Source organism: Bradyrhizobium sp. AUGA SZCCT0177 (assembly GCF_018130125.1).
GTDB lineage: Bacteria > Pseudomonadota > Alphaproteobacteria > Rhizobiales > Xanthobacteraceae > Bradyrhizobium.
This window is the reverse complement of the sequence record NZ_JAFCMA010000015.1, coordinates 87,890-111,823: the sequence shown is the minus strand read 5'-3', so window position 1 is coordinate 111,823 and position 23,934 is coordinate 87,890. Positions and strand designations below refer to the sequence as shown.

Below are 23,934 nucleotides of genomic sequence, written 5' to 3'. Positions count from 1 at the left end.
CGACGAACGGGATTGCCGGGAATCGACAGGGGTTTTGACAATTTTTCGAGGGGACTAATGGACGCGCCGATCCGGGATCAGCGCAAGCCCGGCCATAATACCGGTCTCACCCGGTGCAAAACAGCCGGTTTCGATCTGCGCCGCCGCGCAAATAGGTCGTCAACGCCAGTATTTCCGGTTCGGTCAAATCCTGGCGCAAGGGGACGCCGGGGAATTCCCGCGCCATCATGGCCTTTGCCGCCTCGGGCTGCTCGCCCTTGATCACCACGGTGAGATATCTTGCAACCGCCTTGACCTCGCGCCGCTCCTGAACGGTCCTGGGCTGCGGCAGCTTTGCCGGCGAACCGACCATCAGGTTCTCGAGCGCGACCCCGGCAAGCCGGCGCTGGGCGGGATCGGGATCATCGACCATTGGGCGGTTCGCGTAGGTCAGTGCGGTCAAATAATAGTGCGCAGCGGCGATGTAGTCGCGGACCGCGGGCGGCATCGGCTTGTCATTGCGCAGCGGCATCAACCTGACGTCTCCGCCGGTGGCCGAAGCGAGATAGCAGCGCCAATGCTGCAGGGCGGAGAGATCGGACGCCATGAGGCCCGCGCGCAGCCGGCGCAATTTCTCGGGTGCAATCGTGACAAAGGCACGCGGCTCCTCGCCTGCGGTCCGACGCAACAAAAGCATGCCGTCGTCCACATCCAGCCGACCCTCGACCATCCAGGCACTGGTTGCGCTCACGCTGCGCGCGCGGATGATCGGATCGCCGCGCGGCGAGTCGATTCGGTTCGCGGCGGTACGGACGTCGCTGAAAAGGAGTTTGCTTCCGGACGCAAGGATCTGTTCCTTGCCGGTGGCGGGGGCCGAACCGGAAAGCGCGAGCCGTCCGGTAGCCACCAGCGGTGCATCGCTGCAGAGATTTTCCTTGGCGCAATAGCCGGGGTCGACACCATAGAATCCCATCATGCGGTTCTCGAACCGCCCGTCGCTCTCGATGATGAGAAGCTCCTCCATCGGCACGATGGTGCCGTCCCGCCACAGCGGCGGAAAGGCGACGTTGTCGACCGCGATCCACCAGCCCGCAAGGTGGGGCGGAACCGATGACTGCGCCGATGCCGATCCAGCGGCCGTCAAAACCAGCAGCGTAATGGGCGCCATCAACATGCGCCTGACATAGCGGAAGAGCGACATGACTGATCCCTACGGTTCCCGGCCCGCCGCGGTTCAGCTTCCACACGATTGGACCGCGTGCGCGGGAGGCGACCAATTGGTGATCGCTGTGGCATAGTGGTTCGAAGAAAGGCGGCGACAGCGAAAAGGTTCCGCCGGACCCTCCTGTCGTCGGGGCCGGCGGATGGTGCCTACTGCCCCCGGATCATAATCAGGGGATCGGCGCTGTCGGGCACCCGCCGCCATTGCGCATTGTCGTCGGCCTCGAACTGCCAGGTCTGGCCGCTGGCCGACATCAATATCATCCGGCCGTGATCGAGCCGCCACTGGTTAGGCGCGAACGCAGCCACCGCGGGATCGCAGCGCGGCTTCAAAAACACCTGGAAATTGTCGCCTGTTGCCTCGGTGTTGGTGAGGGTCAGGCCGCAGATGGCCTTGCCATTGCCGCGCACCATCGACCAGTCGCCGATCATCTGGTCCATCGATTTGGCGAGCGAGCGGGCGGCCGCCAGATTCTGCAGGATGTAGACGCCTTCGCCGGTCCGCAGCCCTTCGAAAATGCCGCTCTCGACTTCGGTGAAGTCGATCACCGGCTGGCCGGCGGCGTCCTGCAGCCGCACGATGTCGCCGAGGCCCTTGATATTCCAGGCGGTGATATCCTTGGTGAAGGGCAGCGCCGCCGCGCAGCTCGGCTCGAGTTCGAGCTTCATGCCCTGCGGCGTCGTATCGGATTTGAGCGTGACGACGCAGGTCTTGCTGCGTTCGGTGGTTGCGAGCTCCCACTGGCCGACCATCTCTTTCTGCAGGCCTGGAGCCGCCTGCGACCGCGCCGGCGATCCAGGGTCAAGCAGAACGGCGAGCAGCGCCGATAACGCGGCGACTGCGACGCCCGGGCGGCAGCCAGCTTGCATCAGCGCCCCTTCACCGGTGTTTCCGGCACAGGCGTCAGCGGCGCCTTGCCGGCAAACCAGTTCTTGATGTTATCGACCACGAGCTGATCCATCGCATTGCGCGTTACCACCGAGGCTGAGCCGATATGTGGCAGCAGCACGACATTTTGCATGGCTTTCAAGTCGTCCGGCACGCTCGGCTCGTTGGCAAACACGTCGAGCCCCGCCGCCAGGATCGTCCCCGACTTCAGCGCCGCGACCAGCGCCTCTTCGTCGACGACCGAGCCGCGCGCCACGTTGATCAATACACCGCGCGGCCCAAGCGCCTTGAGGACGTGGGCATTGATCATCTTCGCGGTAGAGGCGCCGCCCGGCACGATCACGATCAGCGTGTCGACCGCCTTCGCCATTTCCATCAGGTCGGGGTAATGCTTGTAAGAGACGGCCGATGACGGATTGCGCGAATGATAGGAGACCGGCACCAGCGAAGCCTCCAGCCGGCGGCCGATCGCCTGGCCGATGCGGCCCATGCCGACGATGCCGACCTTGCGGTCGCGCAGCGAGCCGACGCTGAGCGGATAATTCTGCGTCTGCCACAGGCCCGAACGCAGATAGCGATCGGCCTTGACGAATTCGCGCAAGGTCGAGATCAACAAACCCATCGCGACGTCGGCGACCTCTTCGGTCAGCACGTCGGGCGTGTTGGTGACCACCACATTGTGTTCACGCGAATAGTTGCAATCGACGTGGTCGTAGCCAACGCCGAAGCTGGCGATGATCTCGAGCTTGGGAAAATGCGACAACGCCTTGGCGTCGGCCGGCACCGAATGATAGGTGACCGCCATGCCGCGGGTCTTGGCCAGCACGTCCGGCGTCAACCGTTCGAGATCCGCCCGGCTCTCCGCCTTGTGCAGTACATATTGGTCGGAGAAGCCGTTTTCGAGGATCGGCCTGATTGGCCCATAGACCAGCAAATCGATCTTTTCGGACGAAATATTCCCGGCAGCCATCAGTTTTCCTTTCGAAGCGCGCTTTCATGCCAGCGCCGCAGTACCAGATGCGAAATTAGCGCCAGCAGGCCATAGATGACAATCCCGGCGACGGAGAGCAACAGCAGAGCGGCGAACATTCGGGGAATGTTGAGACGGTAACCGGACTCGGCAATACGGAACGCAAGGCCCGAGCCTGCGCCCGCCGTGCCGGCCGCGATTTCGGCGACCACGGCGCCAATCAGGGATAGTCCGCCCGCGATCCGCAATCCACCGAGAATATAGGGCAATGCTGCCGGCAATTTCAGGTACCGCAGCGTCTGCAGCCGCGACGCGCCATAGAGGCTGAACAGGCCGGCCAGATTGCGGTCCACCGAATTGAGCCCGAGCGTGGTGTTGGACAGCACCGGAAAGAAGGCGACGATCCAGGCGCAAACAACCACCGCAGTCTGTTGTTGCAGATAGATCAGCAGCAATGGTGCGATCGCGATCACAGGCGTGACCTGCAGGATCACCGCATAGGGAAACAGCGAATATTCCAGCCATTTCGATTGATTGAACAACAGCGCCAACGCGACGCCGCCGATCGCGGCGGCGACGAAGCCTTCCAGCGTGGTCAGCAAGGTGACGCCGAGGGATTCCGACAGCACCGGCCAGTCCGCGACCAGCGTCTGGAACACCGCTGACGGCCCCGGCAGCACATAGGGCTGGATGTCGTTGACGCGCACCACCAGTTCCCACAGCGCGATGCCGGCGGCGAGCACCACGACGGGTAGCAAAAAGCGAACAAAATCCCGTGAAGAACTCATGCGCTTGTTAGCCCCGAATAGGAGGGCACCAGCGCTTGTGAGACCTCGCGGCAATAGGCGGCATAGCTGGCCGACATCCGGAAGTCCTCGACCCGCGGCTCCGGCGTGTCGATACGAAATTCGGCGCTGACGCGCCCGGGCCGTGACGACATCACGACAACGCGCTGCGACAGATACACCGACTCGAACACCGAATGGGTGACGAAGATGACCGTCATATTCAGCTTGCGCCACAGCTCCAGGAGATCGTTGTTGAGACGGAAGCGCGTGATCTCGTCGAGTGCGGCGAACGGCTCGTCCATCAGCAGGATATCCGGACGGGTGACCAGCGCCCGCGCCAGCGATACCCGCATCTTCATGCCGCCGGACAATTCGCGCGGGTATGCAGCGGCGAACTCCGACAGGGCCACCTGCGCCAGCGCCTCGCTGATCCGCCTGTCCGCTTCCGTCGGCGGCATGCCGGCAAGCTTCAGCGGCAGCCGGACATTGTCCCGCACGCTGGCCCACGGCATCAGGGTCGGCTCCTGAAACACAAAGCCGATCGCATGACCCGCGCGGGTTTCGTTCGCGGGTTGCGAAACGCCGACCACACCTGAACTCGGCGTGGTCAGTCCCGCAATCAGCCGCAAGGCGGTGGATTTGCCGCAACCGGAGGGACCAAGCAAGGAGACGAATTCGCCACGCTTGACGTCGAGGTCGAGCGGTCCAAGCGCGGCCACGCCGTTGTCATAGACCTTGGTGACGTCACCAAGGCGCACCGCCATCGCGTCGGCTTCAGACAAAGCGGGTCCGGCCATCACGCCTAGTTCTTCGGCCGCAGATTGAGGCCGACGCCCTTGTTGATGAAGCGCAGCGTATAGGCCTGGCGGTAATCGATATCGCGGCGAACCACGCCGGCGCGCACCATCTTGTCGAAGAAGCTGGCGACGCGGGCATCGGTCATGGCGCCGATGCCGTCCTTCAAGGCGTCGCCGGAATCGACGATGCCGTATTCCTTCATCTTGGCCGTGGAATATTTCAGCAGTTCATCGGTCATTTCCGGATTGAGCTTCTTGATCATGGCATTGCCCGGCGTGTTGTCGCCGTAGAGATAGTTGTACCAGCCGATCATGGACGCATCGACGAAGCGCTGCACCAGGTCGGGCTTCTTGTCGACGATCTCGGTGCGGGTCTCGATCAGGGTCGAATAGGCGTTGAAGCCGTAATCGGCCAGCAACACGACGTTCGGCTTGAAGCCGGCGGCCTTTTCGACCGCGTACGGCTCGGAGGTGACATACCCCTGCATCGCGCTTTGCTTGTTCACGATGAAAGGCTGCGAATTGAAGGTGTAGGGTTTGACCTTGCTCTCGCTAAACCCATACTCGGACTTCAGCCACTGGAAATAGCTTGCGACGCCTTCCTTCGACACCAGCAGCGTCAGCGGTTTGAGATCCTCCAGTTTGCTGATCTTGAATTCCGGGTGGGTCAGAAAGACCTGCGGATCCTTCTGGAAGATGGCGGCGACCGCCACCAGCGGCACCTTGTTGGTGACCGCATCGAAGGACTGCAGCGTGTTCGCGCTCATGAAGAAGTCGAGCTTGCCGGCGATCAGTAGCATGCGGTTGTTGGTGTTGGGGCCGCCCGGCACGATGGTGACATCAAGCCCGTAATTCTTGTAGGTGCCGTCGGCGACCGCCTGGAAAAAGCCGCCATGCTCGGCTTCCGCGACCCAGTTGGTTCCAAACGAGACCTTATCGAGGGTCTGCCCGCGCGCAGGCACCAGCGCGGCCACCAGCGTTAACAGGGCTGCGGTTAACGTTCGCGGCAAAAAGGCCGGGTTCATGGTTGGACTCCGTCGATCGTTCTGGCCCATGATAAGGAGGGTGTGGACGTGGATCACGCCCCCAAGGAGGGAGATATCGTCCCTGGTTGACTAACAAACTACCCTGCAAATCCATTCAAAGAAACGCTTGGCTCGATGACTTCGCCTGTTCCGCCCCGCAACTGGACCGACATCCACTGGCCCGATATCGCAGCCAGCGGCCCCGAGCGCTGGATCGCGGTGCTGCCGCTGGCGGCAACCGAACAGCACGGCCCGCATTTGCCTCTCGGCACCGACGTCATGATCGGCGAGGCCTATCTGGCGCGGGTCCGCGAGCTGCTGCCGGCGAGCGTTCCGGTCACGTTCCTGCCGCTGCAGCCGGTCGGGATTTCCACCGAGCATATCGACTATCCGGGCACACTGACGCTACCCACTGAAATCGCGCTGAAGAGCTGGATGGCGCTTGGCGAAAGCGTCGCGCGCGCCGGCGTCAGGAAGCTCGTAATGGTGACGAGCCATGGCGGCAACAGCGCGGCGATGACGCTGGTCGCGCAGGATCTTCGCGCACAACATGGACTGCTCGTGGTCACCACCAGCTGGTCGCGCTTCGGCGTCCCGGACGGACTGTTCCCGGCGGAAGAACTGCGTCACGGCATCCATGGCGGCGCGATTGAGACCTCGATCATGCTGGCGCGATATCCGCAAACCGTGCGCCAGGAGGCGATCATCGATTTTCGCCCGAGCAGCATCGCGATGGAAAAGGATCACCGCTGGCTGTCGGCGCATCGGCCCGCGCCATTCGCCTGGCAGGCGCAGGACCTGCACGGCAGCGGCGCCGTCGGGGACGCTACCCAGGCCTCCGCCGAAAAGGGCGAGAAGCTGCTCGATCACGGCGCCCGCGCGTTCTGCGAATTGCTTGAAGAGGTCGATAAATTCGACGTGAAGAGGCTGGCGAGCGGGCCGGATTATATCCTCTAAGCGGCTGTATTAACTGCCGAATAATCTCAGGTCCGGATTCCCGAAGCTTCGTTCGAACCGGAATCGGGATGGCTCCGTCCAACTGGGTGCGGACCACGATGACCGCCTTACGGCTGCTCTCGTGGTTCCTGTGTCCGGCATGGCGCCTCATCCACCCTGTGCCGAACCCGACCCGCCCGGCTGTCCCCCCGGGCGGGTCACTTTTTTTTGGGCCAACCATCCCTGCGCCACCGCTGTTGCAAAACTGTCATGTAGCAATGCCATCCAAGACGGACTCCATCGCCTTATTGTTGCGAATTAATTGCAACTGGGATTGGGGGTGTATGGTGCGTTTTCCCGATCTGGCTTTGAGCGGACGAATCGGGAAGAAGCCGACCGGGGGCGGCGGGGTTGATGACTTCATTTCTTGGGTGGCGGCTGACGTTCAAATCTGCAGTGATGGCGCGAGACCGCAGCCCGCTTCGCGCTGGAACAGGCCGCACCATGGGTTCGTACCGCCAATCCCTGCAGCATGTTTTGGCTGGCGCCGCCGTCGGCGCCATGACGCTCGCCAGTCCCGTCCTGGCGGCCGATCTGTCTCTCAAGGCGCCCGCGCTCAAGGCCGTCTATAACTGGACCGGGTTCTATGTGGGCGGCCATGTCGGCTACGGCGGCGGCAGCCTCGGCCCGGGCACCAACACCGAGCCCTTGCAGGGCGTGTTCCTTCCCCACAGCGTCACGGGGCTGACCGGCGGCTACCAGGCCGGTTATGTCAGGCAACTCGCCAACAATCTGGTGCTGGGTATCGAGGCCGACATATCGTTCGGCAGCCCGGTGGACATTCCGCGGCTCGCGCCGGCTCCGTTCGACGCCACCATTGATTATGTCGCAACCGCGCGCGGCCGGGTCGGCTACGCGATGGGAACGTGGATGCCTTACGTCACGGGCGGCCTCGCATGGGGGAGCACCCATGTCAGCCTAAACGACCTCGGGATCATCATCCCGCCGAAGCGGTACCTCACGCATGGCGGCTGGACCGCCGGGCTGGGCATCGAGGTGGCCGTCGGCGGCAACTGGACCGCCAAGGCCGAATACAACTACGTCGACCTGGCGCGGCGGACCTACGACCTGACCGACGTCGGATTGCCGCGCGTCAACGTCGATCCCAACATTCACTTGATCAAGCTCGGACTGAATTACCGGCTGTGGGAGACGCCGCCCTGGGCGGGCCCCACTCCGGTCGATGGACGCACCGCGCTTGCCGAGCCGAAAAACTGGAACGTACACGGGCAGACCACGGTCATCGCGCAAGCCTATCCCCGCATGCGCTCGCCCTATGAGGGCACCAACAGTCTTCCGGGCGGCGGCCAGGGCCGCCAGACATGGACTGCGGATGCATTCATTGGCTGGCGGCTGTGGCAGGGCGGCGAGTTCTATTTCAACCCCGAACTGGCGCAGGGTTTTGGCCTCAACAGCACGCTGGGCCTTGCAGGCTTTCCCAACGGTGAGGCCCAGAAAGGTGGCGCGCCCTATCCAAAATATCGTCCGCAGCGCTACGTCTTTCGCCAGACCTTCGGCCTCGGCGGCGAACAGGAAGATGTCGCCGACGCTCCGATGCAACTCGCGGGCAAGCGCGACATCGACCGCGTCACGGTCACGGTCGGCCGTTTTGCGGTCGGCGACTATTTCGACGGCAATTCCTACGCCAAGGATCCCCGCGTCGACTTCATGAACTGGGCGATGTGGTCGGCCGCGGCTTACGACTTCCCTGCCGACCTTCCAGGCTTCACCCGCGGCGCGGTGGTCGAACTCAACCGCAAGGACTGGGCGATCCGGGCCGGCCTGTTCCAGGTCCCCAACGCGCCCAACAGCGACGTCCTCGTGTTCAAGTCCGGCGGCGCGGTGGTTGAATTCGAGGAACGTCACACGATCTTCGATCAGCCCGGCAAGCTCCGGCTCGGCATTTTCGGCAATCGCGGCAACACCGGCAGCTACCGAAACGCGCTGGGGATAGCAGCGGCGGACCCAACGCTCGATATCAACGACGTCATCGTCGGCATCCGGCGCGAAAACACCAAGTACGGATTCTACATCAACGCCGAACAGCAGATCATCAGGGATGTCGGGATATTCGCTCGCGCGAGCTGGAACGACGGGCGCAACGAAATCCTGTCCTTCACCGATGTGGATCGCAGCGTCTCCGCCGGGTTGTCGGTCAAGGGCAGCTATTGGGGCCGTCCAAACGACACGTTCGCCATCGGGGGCGCCGTCAATGGACTTTCATCTGACCATCGCGACTTCCTGGCGGCGGGCGGCCTCGGCCTCCTCATCGGCGACGGCCGGCTCAACTACCGCAATGAAAGCATCTTCGAGACCTACTACGCGTTCGCGCTCGACAAGACCTTCACCTTCACCGCCGACTATCAGCTGATCGCAAACCCCGCCTATAATGGCGACCGTGGCCCGGTCTCGATCTTCTCGGGCCGTTTGCACGGCGAGTTCTGAGCCCCGACGTCAGAAAAATCGGCATCGCGCCATCACGCCTGCTCGTCGGCGGCCCCATCGTCGATTCGTGTCGCCAATGTCTTATCGATACGCCGGCCGTCGAGATCCACGATCTCGAAGCGCCAACCCTGCGCCTCGACCTGCTCACCGACAGTCGGAATTGCGCCGAACTGCTGGAGCAGGAAACCGGCCATGGTCTGATACTGCCGCGACGACGGCAGAACGATCTGGAGCAAATTCGCAAATTCGACGGCAGGCATCCAGCCCGAGATCAGGTAGGAGCCGTCATCCCGCTTCACGACCGCCGCTTCGGGAGGCCCCTCCTCCGTATGAAAACCACCGACGATCGATTCGAGAATATCGGCGCTGGTTACCACGCCCTGGAAGACGCCGTATTCGTCATGCACCAATCCCATATGCACCGCGGAGTCGCGCAGGATGGCAACGACATCCCTGGCATCCAGGAATTCGGGAATGATCGGCGCATCCCGGACCAGCTTCCGAATGTCCGGTGCTTGCCCAGACAGATAGCTGTCCAGCATGTCCTTGGCCTGGACAATGCCGAGCGCCGCATCCGGATCCCCGTCGAACACCACAAAACGGGAATGGTTGCGGCCGGCGAGCGCCGCGAAAATGACGTCAGGCGTATCCGCCAGATTGATCATGCTGACTTCCGGGCGGGGAGTCATGACGGCGCCGACCGGAAGATCGCCGAGACGCATGACGCCCGCGATCATTTCCTTCTCGCCGGGCTCGAGCACGCCGGCGTTCTCGGCCTCGACCACCAGGGTGCGGATTTCGTCTTCGCTGACCTTTTCTTCGGCTTCACCGCGGTGACCGAGCAGCCACAACAGCCCCTTGCCCGAGCGGTCCAGCAGCCACACCAGGGGCGACGAAATTTTCGAGAGCAGCATCATGTAGGGCGCCACGCGCACCGCCACCGATTCCGGGTCACGCAGGGCGATTTGCTTGGGCACCAGTTCGCCAATGATGAGTGAGGCGTAGGTGATGACGCTCACCACGACGCCGACGCCCATCGCGTCAGCCAGGCCTTTCGACAATCCGGATTCGACCAGCAGGCTGGTCAGGCGCTGGCCCAGCGTGGCGCCGGAAATCGCACCTGACAGCACGCCGATCAGCGTGATCCCGATCTGCACCGTCGACAGGAACTTGCCGGGATCAGACGCCAGCGCAAGTGCACGACGGGAACCCGTGACGTTCTTTTCGACCAGCGCGGCGAGCCGTGCCGGCCGCGACGAGACAATGGCAAGCTCCGACATTGAAAGCAGGCCATTGGTGATGATCAGGACCGTCACGATCCCGAGTTCCAGATAAAGCATTGTCTCCCTTTTTACGGGTGGTCATTCCAACATGGAGAGAGGCTTTATCAGAGCAGCGGGCCTGCGGCGAGTTATAGCTGTCGTCCCGAAGCCAATCTCCGTCGTCGTCCCTGCGAACGCAGGGACCCATAACCACAGGCGGTTGTTGCTGAAGGGAGGTGTGTTTAGCTCCGTCGCTCAACCGTTGGGCCGCGGCGTATGGGTCCCTGCGTTCGCAGGGACGACACGAGTAGTACCCTCACCCCACCGGCCGGAACGAATCCGCCCGGGCCATATCCCAGGCGTCGCGGAAGCGTGGGTCGCTGGTGCCGTCGATCAGCTCGCCCGGGCGCAACGGCGGATAAAGTTTCGCGAACGTCAATGTGTCGTTCGTGGAGGATCGCTGCGAGAAGTGGATCGGCCGTAGCTGCTGCGGATGGTCGAGGCCAGCGGCGGCGAGAAGTTCGGACAGGGCGTGCAGGGTGGCGTGATGGTAGCTGTAGACCCGCTCGCTCTTGAGTGGCACCACCAACGCGCGGGCGCGGAGCGGGTCCTGGGTGGTCACCCCCGTCGGACAACGGTCGGTATGGCAGCTCAGCGACTGGATGCAGCCCAGCGCGAACATGAAGCCGCGCGCCGAATTGCACCAGTCGGCGCCGATCGCCATCGCGCGCGCCATGTCGAAGGCGGTCGCAATCTTGCCGGCGGCACCAATGCGGATGCGGTCGCGGGCATTGATGCCGACCAGCGCATTATGGACGAAATTGACACCCTCGCGCATCGGCATGCCCAGATGGTCCATGAATTCCAGCGGTGCTGCGCCGGTGCCGCCTTCATTGCCGTCGACCACGATGAAATCAGGGTAGATCCCGGTCTGCAGCATCGCCTTGCAGATGGCCAGGAACTCCCAGGGGTGGCCGATGCACAGCTTGAAGCCCGCAGGCTTGCCGCCGGACAACCGCCGCATTTCACCGATGAAGGTCATCATTTCGAGCGGCGTCGAAAACGCGCGGTGAGTGGCCGGCGAGATGCAATCTTCGCCCATCGGCACGCCCCGGATCTTTGAAATCTCTTCCGAGACCTTGGCCGCCGGCAACACGCCGCCGTGTCCGGGCTTGGCGCCCTGGCTGATCTTGAGTTCGACCATCTTGATCTGGTCGTCGGAAGCAATGCGCGCGAACAATTCGGGATTGAAGCTGCCGTCGCGGTTGCGGCAACCGAAATAGCCGGATCCGATTTCCCAGATGATGTCGCCGCCGTTCTCCCGGTGGTAGGGACTGACGCCGCCCTCGCCGGTGTCATGCGCGAAGTCGCCTTTCCTGGCGCCTGCATTCAACGCGCGTACGGCATTTGGACTAAGCGCGCCAAAACTCATCGCCGAAATGTTGAACACCGAGGCCGAATACGGCTTGGTGCAATCCGGACCGCCGATGGTGACGCGAAACTGCTCGACGGCGCGAGCCTTCGGCGCCATCGAATGATGCATCCATTCATAACCGTCGCGATAGACGTCTTCCTGGGTGCCGAACGGCCGCTTGTCGAGCTGCATCTTGGCGCGCTGATAGACCAGCGCGCGGGTATCGCGGGAGAACGGCATGCCGTCCTTCTCGCTCTCGAAGAAATACTGCCGCATCTCCGGCCGGATCTCCTCCAGCAGAAAACGGATATGCGCGGAGATCGGATAATTCCGCAGCACTGCGTGGCTCTCTTGCGTGAGGTCGCGAATGCCGAGAAGGGTAAGCCCGCCGAAGACCACGATGGGAATCAGCAATATTTCCCACACCTTCAAATTTTGATCGAAGATGCCGATGCCGATCAGCAGTGCCGTGACGACCGCGCAGATCGTCAGCACGATGTAGCGTGGCGAGAACGGCATCAACAGCGTTTCCATGACATCCCCTCAGCCGGAATATTCTTGCGGAATATTCTTGTTCGCCAGTAGCTTAATCCAACCATTGGAATAAGCACCATACGATATACGGCCTAGCCGTCACGGACGTGAACAGGGGATCGCAAAAGATTTGCCGAAGCCGGCGGTGGTTGAATCAATTGATCGGAAGCTGCTTTTGCAGTGCAGCGTAACCGTCGTGTCTCAGTGGCTGTGCAGCCGCATTTCCCCGGGAATCTTGCCCTGTTGCGGGCCATGGTGGGCCAGCCACGCATCTGTCGTGGCAATCGCGCGGTCGATGTGATCGGCGGTGCGCGAAAAATCGTAAGGTGATCCCACCAGCGGGCACAGCGGCGGCACCACGAAATATTCGATGCCGGGGTCGAGGCCCTCCAGCTCAATGACCAATTGTCGCGCGATCAGCAGCGTCAGCGCGTGCAGCGCATTGGCGACCGCGCCGACGGGAGGTGCCTGCGTGGCGCAGGCGTGCCCGGTCGGCAGGATGATCAGCCGTTTGGCGCCTTTCTGAACGGCGACCTGGATCGGCGTGTTGCTGGAGATCGCACCATCGGCGAGATAGTAATTCTTGTAGGGGATCGGCGCGAAAGCGCCGGGGATCGCGGTCGAAGCGACGATCGCCTCCGAGGTCGAGCCTTCCGACAGCACAACGCTGTCGCCGGAAATGATGTCGGTGGTGACGATATGCACCGGCACCTTGGCGTCCTGCAGATTGCGATAGGGAATGTGGTCGTCGATCAGCTTGCGGATGCCGTCGTGGGAAATCAGGAAATCGCGGCGCCACAGAAAGCTCAGCACCGTGCGCCAATTCATCGGAAACACGTCATGCCGCGTTAGTCCGCGCCAGATGTCGCCCAGCCGCTCCACGCCCTTGAGCGTCGGATCGCCGGCATAGAAGGCGCCGTTGAGGGCGCCGACGCTGGAGCCGACCACCATATCGGCGGAAATTCCGTGGGCGGCGAGCGAATGCAACATGCCGACCTGGATGGCGCCAAAGCTGCCGCCGCCGGCGAACACAAAGGCGGTCTTCACCGGGCCGATCTGATCGCGTACCGACAACACGTGAACTCCCCGATCGCCGCGTCGGCACAGGCCGCAAGGCGTTGGGAGGATTATAGCAGTGGGGGAAGGGGATGGGCTACTGGGGGCGCGACGCTCTATCCCCACGTCGTCCCGGACAAGCGAAGCGCGATCCGGGACCCATAGCCACCGATCTGGGTTGTGAGGAACAACTGGAGCAACAGCTCGCCATAACCACGAGGCCGGTGGTTATGGGTCCCCGCGTTCGCGGGGACGGCAACCGATGGAAACCTCAGCGTTCCACAAACGCCTTTTCGATCACGAAGTGACCGGGCTGGTTGTGGCTGCCTTCGAGGAAGTCGCGCGTCTCGAACAGCTGGCGCAGTTCTTCCAGCATGCCCGGGCTGCCGCACATCATGATGCGGTCGGTCGCGATATCGAGCGGCGGCTGGTGGATGTCGTTGAACAGCTGTTCCGAGGTGATCAGGTCGGTGATGCGGCCCCGGTTGCGGAACGGCTCGCGGGTCACGGTCGGATAATACAGCAGCTTCTCGGACAATAGCGGTCCGAACAATTCGTCGTCGCGCAGCTTCGCGACCAGTTCCTCGCCATAAGCGAGTTCGGAAACCTGCCGGCAGCCATGAACCAGAACAATGGTTTCATAGCGCTCATAGACATCAGGGTCCTTGATCAGGCTCGCGAACGGCGCGAGCCCGGTGCCGGTCGACAGCAGCAGCAGGCGCTTGCCCGGAATCAGATTGTCGGTGATCAGCGTTCCCGTCGCCTTGCGGCCGACCAGGATCGTGTCGCCTTCGCGGATCTTCTGCAGCTTCGAGGTCAGCGGCCCGTCCGCGACCTTGATCGAGAAGAACTCGAGTTCCTCCTCGTGATTGGCGCTCGCCATGCTGTAGGCACGCAGCAGCGGACGGCCCTCGACCTCGAGGCCGATCATCGCGAACTGCCCATTCTGGAAACGGAAGCCGGAATCGCGGGTGGCGGTGAAGCTGAAAAGTGTATCGGTCCAATGACGGACAGAAAGAACTTTCTCTCTATAGAACGCGCTCATGTGTTTTCGTTTTTCCTGACGTCTTGGTGTAGAACAATCCGGTTTTTCGGGTCTCGAAACGACGAAAACCCCCCGAAATCATTGGCGATTTGTCGCTTCAATTGCGCCAATGACAGAGATAGTCAAGATCAATTGGCGTACAATTGAGAACTCGGAATGGCAGTCGGTTTATTTTGCAGAAAGGTTCGATTGGTCTTCGTTAACAAAGATCACGCACGCAATTAACTTGCTGAAATCGGCACCAATCTGGCAATAAATTGCTACGCAATCTTAGAACGCGTCAAAAGAGCCCGCATGCGAAGCGTGAGAGAATTTCGACAAGGTAGACCGGGCTTTTATCCGGACCAGTCGATCTATGCCGAATTCGCCTGCGCCGAATTCGGATTAACTTTTCGCGATCTCGACGGCGGCTCGGGACTGATCTTCAGCGTGGCTTCAGAGGCAAAATCCCTGCATTTCGGCGCGGGGCGCTGCTCATGGTATCCGCAGAACAACGCCACCGCCTCGACGCTGGCTTCCGACAAATACTTCACCGGCAGAATCCTTGACGAAGCCGGCGTGCGAACGATCGGCGGTGAATATTTCTTCCTGCACGATCGCTATCGTGCGCATCGACCATTGGGCCATGAGCGCGCCGACGCGCTGGCGTATTTTCGCAAGCTGGGCGGATCCGCCTTCGCCAAACCGCTGACGGGATCGCGCGGCGATTTCGCACAAAGGATCCACGACGAGGCTTCGCTGATCCAGCATCTCGACGACGTCGCGAAATATTACGACGCGGTCCTGATCCAGCCGATCGTCGAAGGCGTCGAGTTCCGGATATTCCTGCTCGACGATGATGCACTGTATTGCGCGCGCAAATATCCGCCCTTCGTCCGCGGCGACGGCGTACACACGTTGCGCGAATTGTTCGCTGCCCATAACGATGCCCTTCGCGCCCGCGGCCTTTCGCCGGTGTCGCCCGGGGATAGCGACTCCTCGCTCGACGCCGTGCTGGCAAAGGGCGAACGCCGCGACATTCCCGGCCGGATGAATCTGAGCGCAGGCGGAACGATGGTGCTGGAAGCAGCGCCTTCCGAAGCAGCGGTTACGCTGGCGAAAAACGCCGCCCGCGCGCTCGGGCTTCGTGTCGCAGCCGTCGATCTGTTCGCCGGCATTGGCGGCGAGCCCGGCGCGGCAGCCGTGATCGAGGTCAATTCCAATCCGTCGATCCGGCTGCTGGAAGAATCCGATCGCGGCGATCTGATTCTCAAAATCTGGCATCACACGTTTCACGCGATGGGACTGCTCGGTGTTTGACCTGCCGAAATATGGCGACGGCATCTGCCTCGCGCGCCTGGCCGAATTGCTCGACGCGCTCGGGATCGATCGCGCACGGCTGCAGCGCAGTTCGGTCGTGGTGACCGGCTCGAACGGCAAGGGCAGCACGGCCGCGATGTGCGCCGCGATCGGTCGCGCCTATGGCCTGCGAACCGGCCTCTTCACCTCGCCGCATCTTGAGCGTTTCAACGAGCGGATCCGGATCAACGGGGCCGAGATCAGCAACGATGCCTTTGCGCGCTTGAAGCAACGCGTCGACGCGGCCATTGCCGCGGTTGCAGACCGGCGCAGCGACCGCTTCGGTGCCTTCGAGGCGCTGTTCGCGCTCGCCTGCCTACATTTCTCGGAGGCGAATTGTGAATTCATCGTGTTCGAGGCCGGGATCGGCGGCCGCTATGATCCGGTCCGCCTGGTTGGCGCGCGCGAGACCTGCGTGACCTCGGTCGATTACGAACATGTCGAACTGCTCGGCAACTCGCTCGAACTGATCGCCTCCGACAAGAGTGACGCCTGTGCCGCCGGCGGCACCATCATTTACGGCGAGAATTGCCTACCGTTGCAGCGGCATCTCTACGAACATAACCGGTATCGGGATGTCACATCGCTGTTCGTCCGCCACCAGATCGATATCGGCGGTGAGCTGGCATCGGCCTCAGGGCAGCAGTTCGATTTCCGGTTCGGTGATTACGAATATCAGGGATTGGAGGCGAACCTGCTCGGCACGGTTCAGTTCAACAATGCCGCGATTGCCGTCGCGCTGTTCTTGCTGTGGCTGCAACGCGCCAACCCCCTCAAGGCGCCCGACCGGATCGAGGACGCGGTGCGATCAGGCCTGCGCGATACGCGATGGCCCGGCCGTCTCGAAATCATCGCGCAGGATCCGCTCACGGTGATCGATGTCGGTCACACCCCCGACGGCATCCGACAATCGCTCGCAAGTCTCAAGGCGATCCACGGCGCCGACGACTGGATCCTCGTCACCGGCGCCTCCGGAGACAAGAAGGCCGGCGAGATCGTCGGCGCGCTGGCGCCGGCGTTCGATACGATCATCTGCACGGCGGCGTACCACAAGGGCGCGGACCCGCACGACATCGCCGCCGCGGCGCGGCTCGCCAATCCCGCGGCGGATATTCATGTTGCCACAACGATCGAGGACGCTGTGCGGCTCGCCGATGCGTTGGCAGCATCACGAAAGCGCAAACTATATGTCGCGGGCGGACTGTTCCTGGCGATCGAATACGCCACGACCGTCCGTGGTGGCCGCGCGCAGGATTTGCGGTTTTTTTAGTTCCGTCTCCCCGCCGTCATTGCGAGGAGCCCTTGCGACGAAGCAATCCATTCTTTCTTTACACGGCTAGATGGATTGCTTCGCTTCGTTCGCAATGACGTCAGCCTTAGTTGGCTCCCCCGGCCGAGTCGTCGAGCACCTTAAAAGCCTCTTCGAGCTGCGGCGAGATCGAAACACCCAGCTTCTCGCCGGTCGGCAGCCGCCCCACGAACCATTTATTGTAGAGCGGCACCAGATCGCGGCCCGAGCCGAGCTTGCGGAAGGTGCGCTCGACCACCGCCTTGAGCTGCGGCTCGCCCTTGCGGAACATGATGCCGTAGGGATCGTAGGACAGATACTCGCCCGTGACCTTGAACTGGGCCTGGGCCTTGTGCCGCGCGATCAGGCCGTAGAGCAGGATGTCGTCGGTGGCAAACGCGTCGGCCTTGCCGTCCACCAGCATCTGGTAGGATTGCTCGTGGTCGGGCGAGGTCAGGATGTTCAGGCCGAGCGAGAACTTCTTGTCGACATTATGCATCGCCTGCTCGTTGGTGGTGCCTTTGGTGACCACCACCGTCTTGCCCTTCAGGTCCGTCGGCGCCGAGATCGTCGAGGCTTTTGGCACCATCAGCTTGGTGCCGGCCACGAACATCAGCGGCGAGAACGCCACCAGTTTGGCGCGTTCGGCATTGGCCGTGGTCGACCCGCATTCGAGGTCGATCTTGTTTTCCGTCACTGCGGGAATGCGGTCGTCCGAGGTGACCTTGACGTATTCGATCTTGAGGTTCGCATCGTCGACCTCGACCCCGATTTCCTCGACGATCGCCTCGCACAATTCGAGACTGTAGCCGATCGGCCGGTTGGAGTGGTCGAGGAACGAGAACGGCGGCGAGCTCTCGCGATAGCCGAGCCGCACCACATGCGTCCGCTTGATGTTGGCGAGCGTGGGGCTGAGCCCCTCGCTCGCGGTCTGGGCCGCCGCCGGCGTTGCCAGCAGACATGCTGCCAGCAACAGACCCGCAGCCGCTATCGGCCTACGCGCAAGCCCTCTTGGGAACTGATGCATGCATCTCTCCCGTCAATGCGTGGCCGGGATGGGCTCGCCGGGAACGGCATCCGTCGGGACCACGTCATCGGGGCCAAGCTCGTGCTCGGGTTTGAGCTCGCCTTCCCATTTCGCAACCACGGCGGTGGCGAGCGAATTGCCGATCACGTTGGTGGCGCTGCGTCCCATGTCGAGGAACGTATCGATACCCATGATCATCAACAGGCCCGCCTCGGGAATGCCGAACTGGCTGAGCGTCGAGGCGATCACCACCAGGGACGCGCGGGGAACGCCTGCGACCCCCTTCGAGGTGATCATCAGCGTTGCCAGCATCGCAAGCTGGGTCCCGAGCGGCATGTCGATGTGATAGGTCTGCGCGATAAACACGCTCGCGAAGGTGCAGTACATCATGGTGCCGTCGAGGTTGAACGAGTAACCCAGCGGCAGCACGAAGCTCGAGATGCGCGACGACGCCCCGAACCGGTTGAGCCCTTCGAGCGTCTTCGGATAGGCGGCCTCCGACGACGCGGTCGAGAACGCGATCATCAGCGGCTCGCGGATCAGCCGCAGCAGGTTCTTGTATCTCGGCCCGATCACGATGAAGCCGACGACGATCAGGATGATCCAGAGGATCGCCAGCGACAGATAGAAGCCGCCCATGAAGACGATCAGCTTCCACAGGACGCCGAGGCCGTTCTTCGCCACCGTCGCCATGATCGCCGCCCATACCGCCAGCGGCGCGAACAGCATCACATAGCCGGTGACCTTGAGCATGATGTGGGCGAGATCGTCGATCAGCGACAGGATCGGCTTGGAGCGTTCCTCCGGCATCGCGCCGAGGGCGACGGCGAAGAACACCGCAAACACCACGATCTGCAGGATTTCATTCTGCGCCATCGCATCGGCGATCGAGGTCGGGATCAGATGCATCAGGAATTTTTCGAACGAGAACGCCGACACCGGCAGTCCGGTCGACTGCGACTTGTCGGGCAGCGTGCCGGGGAAGTTCGCTCCGGGCTCCAGCAGGTTGACCATGACAAGGCCGAGCAGCAACGAGACGAACGAGGCGGTGACGAACCAGCCCATGGTCTTCGCAAAAATCCGGCCGAGCCTCGAGCCGGAGCCCATATGGGCGATGCCGCCGACCAGCGTGGCGAACACCAATGGCGCGATGATCATCTTGATCAGGCGCAGGAACAGCATTGCGACCAGATTTACATCAGCCGCGATCGCCACCCGATTGTCGGGCATGTAATTGAAAACGACGGTCCCCATCACGATGCCAAGCGCCATCGCGATCAGGATGTATTGTGTGAACCTGCTCGACATTTTTTCTGACCCCCGTTTTTCCGGCAACCTTAAGTTTGGCAGATTTGGAGGGCGGCGCAACAAACTTGCGACAATTTACACACTTGCCGAAATGTTTCCGTTGTGGATCACGCGCACGGCGACTAGCGTTCGGTGCAGCGCACAACATGTGCAATCGGTCGCCTGATATGCGATCAACTGCATCAAGAACGATCAATCCGAGGGAAGGAACGCCATGAACGCTACCGTCAATCGCCAGATCCTGCTGGTGGAAAAGCCGACCGGAAAACTCGGGCCCGAGCATTTCAAGATGTCGGAGGGCGCGGTGCCGGAGCCGAAGGACGGCGAGGTGCTGGTGCGGGCGCGCTATATCTCGCTCGACGCCGCCAACCGCGCCTGGATGCACGGCGCCACCTATCGCGCCGCGGTCGAGGCCAACACCGTGATGGCCGGCGGCGGCATCGCCGAGGTCGTGTCCTCGAAGGCACCTGGCCTCAGCCCCGGCGACATCGTGTTCGGCGATACCGGCTGGCAGGATTACGCGGCGGTGCCCGCAAAGCATTTGACAAAAATGCCCCGGATGGAGCCGATGACGCATCTGCTCAGCGTCTATGGCATCGCCGGCCTTACCGCCTATTTCGGCCTGCTCCATGTCGGCAAGCCCAAGGAAGGTGAAACCGTCGTGGTCTCGGCCGCGGCCGGCTCGGTCGGCTCGATCGTCGGCCAGATTGCAAAAATCAAGGGATGCCACGTCGTCGGCATCGCCGGCGGCAAGGATAAATGTAACTGGCTCACCAGCGAACTCGGCTTCGACGCCGCGGTCGATTACAAGGACGGCGCGACCTACAAGGCGCTGCGGGCAGCGGCGCCGAAGGGCATCGACGTCTATTTCGACAATGTCGGCGGCGACATTCTGGAGGCCTGCATCGCGCTGATGAACAACCGCGGCCGCATCTCCTGCTGCGGCGCGATCTCGCAATATGACGGCGTGCCGTCGGCGACTGGCCCGCGCGGGGTGCCCGGCCTGATCGTGGTGAAGCGCCTGATCATGCAGGGCTTCATCGTGATGGACTACATGAACGAGCGCGATCAGGCCCTGAAGGACCTGCAGTCCTGGGTCGCTTCCGGCAAACTGAAAGTGCAGGAAGATGTCATCAACGGCCTGGAAAACACACCGCAGGCGCTGATCGGACTATTGGCCGGCGAGAACCGCGGCAAGCGGATGGTGAAGGTGTAGGGCTCTCGTTTCACCTCGCCCCGCTTGCGGGGAGAGGTCGGATCACATCGCAGATGTGATCCGGGTGAGGGGGTACAGGTTTATCAACTCGCACCAATTTCGCGGAGAGAGCCCCTCACCCCAACCCTCTCCCCGCAAGAGCGGGGCGAGGGAGCAAACAGATCTAATGCGCCGCCGGTGCCTGCGGCGCCACCTGCCCGCCCGCTTTCTTCCGCTTCCGCTCGCTGAGCCAGTTCTCGAACCGCTGCACCACGACAAAGAACGTCGGCACGAACAGCACCGCCAGACAGGTCGAGGCCAGCATGCCCGAGAACACGGTGATGCCGATCGATTTGCGGGCGTTGGCGCCGGCGCCGGTCGCCAGCACCAGCGGCACCACGCCGAGGATGAAGGCAAACGACGTCATCAGGATCGGCCGGAACCGGGCTCGCGCCGCCTCAACGGCGGATTCCAGCAGCGGCTTGCGGTCGCGCACATGCAGTTCGAGCGCGACCTCGACGATCAGAATGGCGTTCTTGGCCGACAGCGCTATCAGCAGGATGATGCCGATCTGGGTATAGAGGTTGTTCTCGATCCGCAGGCCCGTCAGCACGATCATCGGACCGAGCAGCGACAACGGCACCGCTAATATCACCGAGATCGGCGCAAACCAGCTTTCATATTGTCCGGCCAGCACGAGATAGACCAGCAACAGCGCGAGCCCGAACGCCCAGTAGATCTGGCCGCCGACGACCTTCTCCTGGTACGACATGGCCGTCCATTCAAAGCCGGTGCCCTGCGGCAGGGTCTTTCCGGCGATCTCCTCCATCAGTTTCATCGACTGGCCCGAACTGTAGCCCGTGGCCGGCAGGCCGATGATGCTCGCGGACGGATAGAGATTGTACAGGCTGATCAGCGAGGGGCCGACCGAAGGCGTGATCTTGGCGACCGTGCCGAGCGGGATCATGTCGCCATTGCTGTTGCGCACCATCATGTTCGCCATGTCGCGCAAGGTCAGGCGATATTGCGCATCCGCCTGGGCATAGACCTGGAAGGTGCGACCGAACTTGTTGAACTGGTTGACGTAGGTCGATCCCATATAGGACGACAGCGTCGAGAATATCTGGTCGGTCGTGACATGCAGGGTCTGGGTCTTGACCCGGTCCACCTCGACGTCGAATTGCGGCACCATCGAACGGAACGACGAGCTGACGCGCTGCAGCGCGCTTTGCGTCTGCGCGTTGGAGACGATGGCGCCGGCAATCGCCTGCAGCTTGCCGTAGTCGGCATTGCCGTCGCGCAACTGAACCTGCATCGCAAAACCGGCGGCGTTGCCGATGCCCTGGATCGGCGGCGGCGGAACCACCAGGATTCGCGCCTCCTCGATGGCAGACATCTTCTCGTTCAGGCCGACGAACAGCGACCGCAGGTCCTCGCCCTCACCGCGCGCACTCCACTCCTTGAGGATCAGATAGGCGACGCCGGCATTGGCCAGGCTGGAAGAACTATCCAGCGCCGAGATGCCGGAAATGCTGATGACCTGATCGACGCCCGGGTGCTTGCCGGCGATTTCGCTGACCCGGGTGAGCACTTGCTGGGTGCGATCGAGCGAGGCGCCGTCGGGCAGTTGCACGGCGACCAAGAGATAGCCCTGATCTTCAATGGGAATAAACCCGGTCGGCACCCGCGACAGGCCGTAACCGGCGCCGCAGATCAGGATGAGGGCAAAAATCACGGAGATATTGCTGTGCGCGACCAGGCGGCCGATCAGCCGGGCATATGCGCGTTCGACCCGGTCATAGACCGCGTTGAAGCCGCGGTAGAAGAAATTGCGCTGTTCCGGCGGCGCCGGCCGGCGCAGCCACAGCGCGCATTGCGTCGGCTTCAGCGTCGCGGCATTGATGGCGCTGAGCAGCGCGGTCGCCGCGATCACCAGCGCGAATTGCGAATACATCCGCCCCGTCAGTCCCGGCAGGAAGGCCGACGGCAGGAACACCGAGATCAGCACCAGCGTGATGCCGACGATCGGCGCGAACAGCGCGTCCATCGCCGATATCGCGGCGTCATGGCCGGACATGCCCTTCTCGATATTATGCGCCGCGCCCTCGACCACGACGATGGCGTCGTCGACCACGATGCCGATCGCGAGCACGATGGCGAACAGGGTCGAAATGTTGACGGTGAAGCCGAGCGCCGCCATCGCGGCGAAGGCGCCGATGATCGTCACCGGCACTGTCGTCGCCGGCACCAGCATTGCCCGCCAATCCTGCAGGAAGATCAGGATTACGATCAGGACGAGGAAGCCGGCCTCGATCAGCGTCTTGTAGACCTCCTTGATCGATTCCGAGACGAATTTCGTGGTGTCGAACGGCGTATCATGTTTCACGTCATGCGGAAACGCCTTGGCGAGCACCACCATCTTTTCCCTGACGGCCTTCTCGACCTCGAGCGCGTTGGCGCCGGGCGACTGGAACACGCCGATGCCGGTGGCGGGCTTGTTGTTGAGCGAGAACGCCTGGCTGTAGGTCTGGGCGCCGAGCTCGACCCAGCCGACGTCGCGGACACGGGTGACGTCGCCATTGCTGCCGACCTTGACGATGATGTCCTCGAACTCGCTCTTGTCGCTGAGCCGCCCATTGACGTTCAGCGTGTACTGGAACGCCTGTCCCGCAGGCGCCGGCGGGGCGCCGACCTGGCCTGCCGTGACCTGCTGGCTCTGCTGCTGAATCGAGGAGACGACATCCTGCGGCATCAGGTTGCGCACCTGCAGCTTGTTCGGATCAAGCCAGACCCGCATCGAATACTGGCCGGCGCCAAACACCGTGACGTTGCCGACGCCGGGCAGGCGCGACAGTTCGTCCCTGATGTTGATGGTGGCGTAGTTGCTCAGGAACAGGCTGTCATAGGTCGCATTCGGCGACGTCAACGTCACGAACAGCAGGACCGCCGTCGACTTCTTCTGCACGGTGACGCCCTGGTTCTGCACCGACTGCGGCAGCTGCGCCAGCGCGCTCGACACCCGGTTTTGCACCAGCACCTGCGCGAAGTTGAGGTCGGTGCCGATCTTGAACGTCACCGTCAGCGAATAGGTGCCGTCGGCGCCGCTGTAGGACTGCATGTACAGCATGTCCTCAACGCCGTTGACCTGCTGTTCGATCGGCAGCGCCACGGTATCGATCACGGTCTTGGCGCTGGCGCCGGGATAGCGCGTCGTCACCTGCACCGTCGGCGGTACCACATCAGGATATTGCGCCACCGCGAGGCGGAACAGGCACACCCCGCCGATCAGGATCATCAGGATCGCGATGACGTTGGAAAGGACGGGCCGCTCGATGAAGAATTTCGAAATCATGGCCG

The 23,934-nt window shown here is 62.4% G+C and carries 18 protein-coding genes; 5 read left to right on the top strand and 13 right to left on the bottom strand.

The features are described from left to right. Positions 1–106: 106 nt before the first annotated feature. The 6 genes from JQ597_RS19075 to JQ597_RS19050 all read right to left on the bottom strand — a co-directional run bounded on the left by JQ597_RS19075 (position 107) and on the right by JQ597_RS19050 (position 5,669). A complete protein-coding gene (locus JQ597_RS19075; protein WP_212265764.1) occupies positions 107–1,180 on the bottom strand; it encodes a hypothetical protein in 1,074 nt (357 codons plus the stop codon). 170 nt (positions 1,181–1,350) lie between these two features. Continuing rightward, on the bottom strand, positions 1,351–2,070 hold the full coding sequence (locus tag JQ597_RS19070; RefSeq protein WP_212265763.1) for an AprI/Inh family metalloprotease inhibitor: 720 nt from the start codon (positions 2,068–2,070) through the stop codon (positions 1,351–1,353). Further along, positions 2,070–3,059 carry a 2-hydroxyacid dehydrogenase gene (locus JQ597_RS19065; protein WP_212265762.1) on the bottom strand — a complete coding sequence of 330 codons (990 nt, stop codon included), beginning with the start codon at positions 3,057–3,059 and terminating at the stop codon, positions 2,070–2,072. Before JQ597_RS19065 ends, JQ597_RS19070 begins: the two co-directional genes overlap by 1 nt. Continuing rightward, entirely contained in the window at positions 3,059–3,847 is a 789-nt protein-coding gene (locus JQ597_RS19060; RefSeq protein ID WP_212265761.1) for an ABC transporter permease, read from the bottom strand. The genes JQ597_RS19065 and JQ597_RS19060 overlap by 1 nt, the downstream gene beginning before the upstream one ends. Beyond that, positions 3,844–4,644, bottom strand: coding sequence for an ABC transporter ATP-binding protein (locus JQ597_RS19055; protein ID WP_212265760.1), 801 nt, complete (start codon positions 4,642–4,644; stop codon positions 3,844–3,846). Before JQ597_RS19055 ends, JQ597_RS19060 begins: the two co-directional genes overlap by 4 nt. Positions 4,645–4,649: 5 nt before the next feature. Continuing rightward, entirely contained in the window at positions 4,650–5,669 is a 1,020-nt protein-coding gene (locus JQ597_RS19050) for an ABC transporter substrate-binding protein (protein WP_212265759.1), read from the bottom strand. 135 nt (positions 5,670–5,804) lie between these two features. Between JQ597_RS19050 and JQ597_RS19045 the strand changes: the two genes are divergently transcribed. Both JQ597_RS19045 and JQ597_RS19040 read left to right on the top strand, forming a co-directional pair. Beyond that, on the top strand, positions 5,805–6,626 hold the full coding sequence (locus JQ597_RS19045) for a creatininase family protein (protein ID WP_212265758.1): 822 nt from the start codon (positions 5,805–5,807) through the stop codon (positions 6,624–6,626). A gap of 483 nt (positions 6,627–7,109) precedes the next feature. After that, complete coding sequence (locus JQ597_RS19040) at positions 7,110–9,110, top strand: carbohydrate porin (protein ID WP_212265822.1); 2,001 nt, start codon at positions 7,110–7,112, stop codon at positions 9,108–9,110. 32 nt (positions 9,111–9,142) lie between these two features. Here the strand turns inward: JQ597_RS19040 and JQ597_RS19035 are convergent, their stop codons facing one another. From JQ597_RS19035 to JQ597_RS19020, 4 genes are all read right to left on the bottom strand, one after another. Beyond that, entirely contained in the window at positions 9,143–10,450 is a 1,308-nt protein-coding gene (locus JQ597_RS19035) for a hemolysin family protein (RefSeq protein ID WP_212265757.1), read from the bottom strand. Between the two features lie 238 nt (positions 10,451–10,688). After that, positions 10,689–12,320, bottom strand: coding sequence for an FMN-binding glutamate synthase family protein (locus JQ597_RS19030; RefSeq protein ID WP_212265756.1), 1,632 nt, complete (start codon positions 12,318–12,320; stop codon positions 10,689–10,691). Between the two features lie 201 nt (positions 12,321–12,521). Then, the gene (locus JQ597_RS19025) at positions 12,522–13,394 is read right to left on the bottom strand and encodes a patatin-like phospholipase family protein (RefSeq protein WP_212265755.1); all 873 of its coding nucleotides are present in this window, start codon (positions 13,392–13,394) and stop codon (positions 12,522–12,524) included. Positions 13,395–13,647: 253 nt separating this feature from the next. Then, on the bottom strand, positions 13,648–14,421 hold the full coding sequence (locus tag JQ597_RS19020; protein ID WP_212265754.1) for a ferredoxin--NADP reductase: 774 nt from the start codon (positions 14,419–14,421) through the stop codon (positions 13,648–13,650). 294 nt (positions 14,422–14,715) lie between these two features. Here JQ597_RS19020 and JQ597_RS19015 point away from each other — a divergent pair, with 294 nt between their 5' ends. Further along, positions 14,716–15,720, top strand: coding sequence for a hypothetical protein (locus JQ597_RS19015; RefSeq protein WP_212265753.1), 1,005 nt, complete (start codon positions 14,716–14,718; stop codon positions 15,718–15,720). Next, positions 15,713–17,029, top strand: coding sequence for a bifunctional folylpolyglutamate synthase/dihydrofolate synthase (locus tag JQ597_RS19010; RefSeq protein ID WP_212265752.1), 1,317 nt, complete (start codon positions 15,713–15,715; stop codon positions 17,027–17,029). Before JQ597_RS19015 ends, JQ597_RS19010 begins: the two co-directional genes overlap by 8 nt. A gap of 106 nt (positions 17,030–17,135) precedes the next feature. On the opposite strand, the gene JQ597_RS19005 is transcribed toward JQ597_RS19010, so the two are convergent. Both JQ597_RS19005 and JQ597_RS19000 read right to left on the bottom strand, forming a co-directional pair. Continuing rightward, positions 17,136–18,074 carry an amino acid ABC transporter substrate-binding protein gene (locus tag JQ597_RS19005; RefSeq protein WP_212265751.1) on the bottom strand — a complete coding sequence of 313 codons (939 nt, stop codon included), beginning with the start codon at positions 18,072–18,074 and terminating at the stop codon, positions 17,136–17,138. Between the two features lie 12 nt (positions 18,075–18,086). After that, a complete protein-coding gene (locus JQ597_RS19000) occupies positions 18,087–19,382 on the bottom strand; it encodes a dicarboxylate/amino acid:cation symporter (protein ID WP_212265750.1) in 1,296 nt (431 codons plus the stop codon). Between the two features lie 214 nt (positions 19,383–19,596). Here JQ597_RS19000 and JQ597_RS18995 point away from each other — a divergent pair, with 214 nt between their 5' ends. After that, entirely contained in the window at positions 19,597–20,598 is a 1,002-nt protein-coding gene (locus tag JQ597_RS18995; protein ID WP_211998328.1) for an NADP-dependent oxidoreductase, read from the top strand. 163 nt (positions 20,599–20,761) lie between these two features. Here JQ597_RS18995 and JQ597_RS18990 read toward each other — a convergent pair whose 3' ends face one another. Further along, positions 20,762–23,929 (bottom strand): efflux RND transporter permease subunit, encoded by a 3,168-nt coding sequence (locus JQ597_RS18990; RefSeq protein ID WP_212265749.1) that lies wholly within the window; start codon positions 23,927–23,929, stop codon positions 20,762–20,764. Positions 23,930–23,934: the final 5 nt, after the last annotated feature.

Coding starts and splice junctions, on each gene's coding strand:
- JQ597_RS19075 (WP_212265764.1), bottom strand. CDS start 1,180: ATGTCGCTCTTCCGCTATGTCAGGCGCATGTTGATGGCGCCCATTACG.
- JQ597_RS19070 (WP_212265763.1), bottom strand. CDS start 2,070: ATGCAAGCTGGCTGCCGCCCGGGCGTCGCAGTCGCCGCGTTATCGGCG.
- JQ597_RS19065 (WP_212265762.1), bottom strand. CDS start 3,059: ATGGCTGCCGGGAATATTTCGTCCGAAAAGATCGATTTGCTGGTCTAT.
- JQ597_RS19060 (WP_212265761.1), bottom strand. CDS start 3,847: ATGAGTTCTTCACGGGATTTTGTTCGCTTTTTGCTACCCGTCGTGGTG.
- JQ597_RS19055 (WP_212265760.1), bottom strand. CDS start 4,644: ATGGCCGGACCCGCTTTGTCTGAAGCCGACGCGATGGCGGTGCGCCTT.
- JQ597_RS19050 (WP_212265759.1), bottom strand. CDS start 5,669: ATGAACCCGGCCTTTTTGCCGCGAACGTTAACCGCAGCCCTGTTAACG.
- JQ597_RS19045 (WP_212265758.1), top strand. CDS start 5,805: ATGACTTCGCCTGTTCCGCCCCGCAACTGGACCGACATCCACTGGCCC.
- JQ597_RS19040 (WP_212265822.1), top strand. CDS start 7,110: ATGGGTTCGTACCGCCAATCCCTGCAGCATGTTTTGGCTGGCGCCGCC.
- JQ597_RS19035 (WP_212265757.1), bottom strand. CDS start 10,450: ATGCTTTATCTGGAACTCGGGATCGTGACGGTCCTGATCATCACCAAT.
- JQ597_RS19030 (WP_212265756.1), bottom strand. CDS start 12,320: ATGGAAACGCTGTTGATGCCGTTCTCGCCACGCTACATCGTGCTGACG.
- JQ597_RS19020 (WP_212265754.1), bottom strand. CDS start 14,421: ATGAGCGCGTTCTATAGAGAGAAAGTTCTTTCTGTCCGTCATTGGACC.
- JQ597_RS19015 (WP_212265753.1), top strand. CDS start 14,716: ATGCGAAGCGTGAGAGAATTTCGACAAGGTAGACCGGGCTTTTATCCG.
- JQ597_RS19005 (WP_212265751.1), bottom strand. CDS start 18,074: ATGCATCAGTTCCCAAGAGGGCTTGCGCGTAGGCCGATAGCGGCTGCG.
- JQ597_RS19000 (WP_212265750.1), bottom strand. CDS start 19,382: ATGTCGAGCAGGTTCACACAATACATCCTGATCGCGATGGCGCTTGGC.
- JQ597_RS18995 (WP_211998328.1), top strand. CDS start 19,597: ATGAACGCTACCGTCAATCGCCAGATCCTGCTGGTGGAAAAGCCGACC.
- JQ597_RS18990 (WP_212265749.1), bottom strand. CDS start 23,929: ATGATTTCGAAATTCTTCATCGAGCGGCCCGTCCTTTCCAACGTCATC.